Origin of the sequence: Absiella sp. AM09-50, assembly GCF_003433845.1 — a bacterium.
Taxonomy (GTDB): Bacteria; Bacillota_I; Bacilli_A; order Erysipelotrichales; family Erysipelotrichaceae; genus Hoskinsella; species Hoskinsella hominis.
Map to the genome: position 1 here is coordinate 1 of NZ_QVFI01000062.1, position 2,395 is coordinate 2,395.

The 2,395-nt window shown below is 44.9% G+C and carries 2 protein-coding genes; both read left to right on the top strand.

Annotated elements, in window-relative coordinates; all coding sequences use genetic code 11:
- A partial coding sequence (locus DW114_RS21030) for an ATP-binding protein (RefSeq protein WP_117456291.1) occupies positions 1 to 1,749 on the top strand: 1,749 nt, incomplete at its 5' end.
- Positions 1,749 to 2,395 (top strand): CD3337/EF1877 family mobilome membrane protein (locus DW114_RS21035; RefSeq protein ID WP_417281454.1); only part of this gene is annotated, 647 nt, incomplete at its 3' end. The genes DW114_RS21030 and DW114_RS21035, both read left to right, overlap by 1 nt.

Consider the following 2,395-nt stretch of genomic DNA (forward strand, 5'->3'; position numbering starts at 1 on the left):
GAGGAAAGCCAGCGGTATTTACGCTTGGAACATGAGGACAAGGAAAGCTATGTATCCTATTTTACCGTCAATGCGATTGTCGGGGAGCTTGATTTTCCGTCGTCTGAAATCTTCTATTTCCAGCAACAGCAGTTTACATTCCCCGTTGATACAAGCATGAATGTAGAAATTGTGGAGAACAGAAAGGCTCTTACCACAGTAAGAAATAAGAAAAAGGAATTGAAAGACCTTGACAATCACGCTTATCAAGCAGGAAGTGAAACCAGCTCAAATGTGGTGGACGCATTAGACAGCGTGGACGAGCTGGAAACAGACTTAGACCAGAGCAAAGAAAGTATGTATAAGTTAAGCTACGTGATACGGGTGTCTGCACCCGATCTTGACGAGCTGAAACGCCGTTGTGATGAAGTCAAAGACTTTTACGACGACCTCAATGTAAAGCTGGTGCGTCCTGCTGGGGATATGCTGGGGCTTCATTCTGAATTTCTTCCTGCCAGCAAGCGATATATCAACGATTATGTGCAGTATGTAAAATCAGACTTCTTGGCTGGGCTTGGCTTTGGTGCGACACAGCAGTTAGGGGAAACTACGGGTATCTATATGGGCTATTCCGTTGATACGGGAAGAAATGTGTACCTGCAACCGTCCCTTGCCAGTCAAGGTATAAAAGGTACAGTTACCAACGCTTTAGCTTCTGCTTTTGTCGGTTCGCTTGGCGGTGGAAAGTCATTCTGTAACAATCTTCTGGTGTATTATTCGGTTCTCTTTGGGGGACAAGCAGTTATCTTAGACCCTAAATCAGAGCGTGGCAACTGGAAAGAAACGCTCCCAGAAATCGCCCATGAAATCAATATCGTAAACCTAACAAGCGACAAGGACAATGCAGGACTTCTTGACCCGTTTGTGATTATGAAGAATGTAAAAGACGCTGAAAGTCTGGCAATCGACATCTTGACATTCCTTACTGGTATTTCCTCTAGGGACGGCGAAAAATTCCCCGTGTTGCGAAAAGCGGTTCGTTCCGTTACCCAGAGCGACAGTCGGGGCTTGCTCCATGTAATAGACGAGCTACGCCGTGAAGATACGCCAGTATCAAGGAATATCGCAGACCATATCGACAGCTTCACGGACTATGATTTTGCACACCTGCTGTTTTCAGACGGTACGGTAGAAAATGCTATCAGTCTGGATAACCAGCTCAATATCATTCAAGTAGCTGACCTTGTACTGCCAGATAAGGACACAACCTTTGAGGAATACACGACCATTGAATTATTGTCAGTATCTATGCTGATTGTGATTAGTACCTTTGCCCTTGATTTTATCCATTCGGACAGAAGTATTTTTAAGATTGTAGACCTTGACGAAGCGTGGGCGTTCTTAAATGTGGCACAAGGCGAAACCCTATCAAATAAGCTGGTTCGTGCTGGACGAGCTATGCAGGCAGGCGTTTATTTCGTTACACAATCTTCTGGGGACGTGGCAAAGGAAAGTCTGAAAAACAATATCGGCTTGAAATTTGCATTTCGTAGTACCGACTTGGGCGAGATAAAGCAGACCCTAGAATTTTTCGGCATTGACAAGGACGACGAAAACAACCAGAAACGCTTGCGTGATTTGGATAACGGACAATGCTTATTGCAGGACTTATACGGGCGTGTTGGTGTAGTACAGATACACCCCGTCTTTGAAGAACTGCTACACGCCTTTGATACCAGACCGCCCGTACAGAGAAATGAGGTGGAGTGATGAAAGAAAGGATAAAAGGTGCGTTCACAAAAAGGAAGATACTTCACTTTCTCAAAATGGCTCTGTTCGTGGTGGCACTCTCCCTTATCCTGCTTTCACTTTTGGGGACGGTGGCTCATGCGACGGGACTTGTAGACGATACCATAAACGAAGAAAATCTTTACTCAAAATATCCGCTGTCGAATTATCAGCTTGATTTTTATGTAGATAATAGCTGGTCGTGGCTTCCGTGGAACTGGCTGGACGGTATCGGAAAATCGGTGCAGTACGGGCTTTACTGTATCACTAATTTTGTCTGGACGATAAGCCTTTATTTAAGCAATGCCACGGGCTATGTAGTGCAGGAAGCCTATAAGCTGGACTTCATCAACGATATGGCAGACAGTATCGGAAAAAGCATACAGACCCTTGCAGGCGTAACGCAGAACGGTTTTTCCAGCTCTGGCTTTTATGTTGGTTTCCTGCTTCTCATTATCTTAGTGGTGGGACTTTATGTTGCCTATACGGGACTTATCAAACGGGAAACCAGCAAGGCACTTCACGCCGTTATCAACTTTGTAGTGGTGTTCGTACTGTCCGCTTCGTTTATCGCCTATGCTCCCGATTACATCAAGAAGATAAATGAATTTTCATCAGACATCAGTAC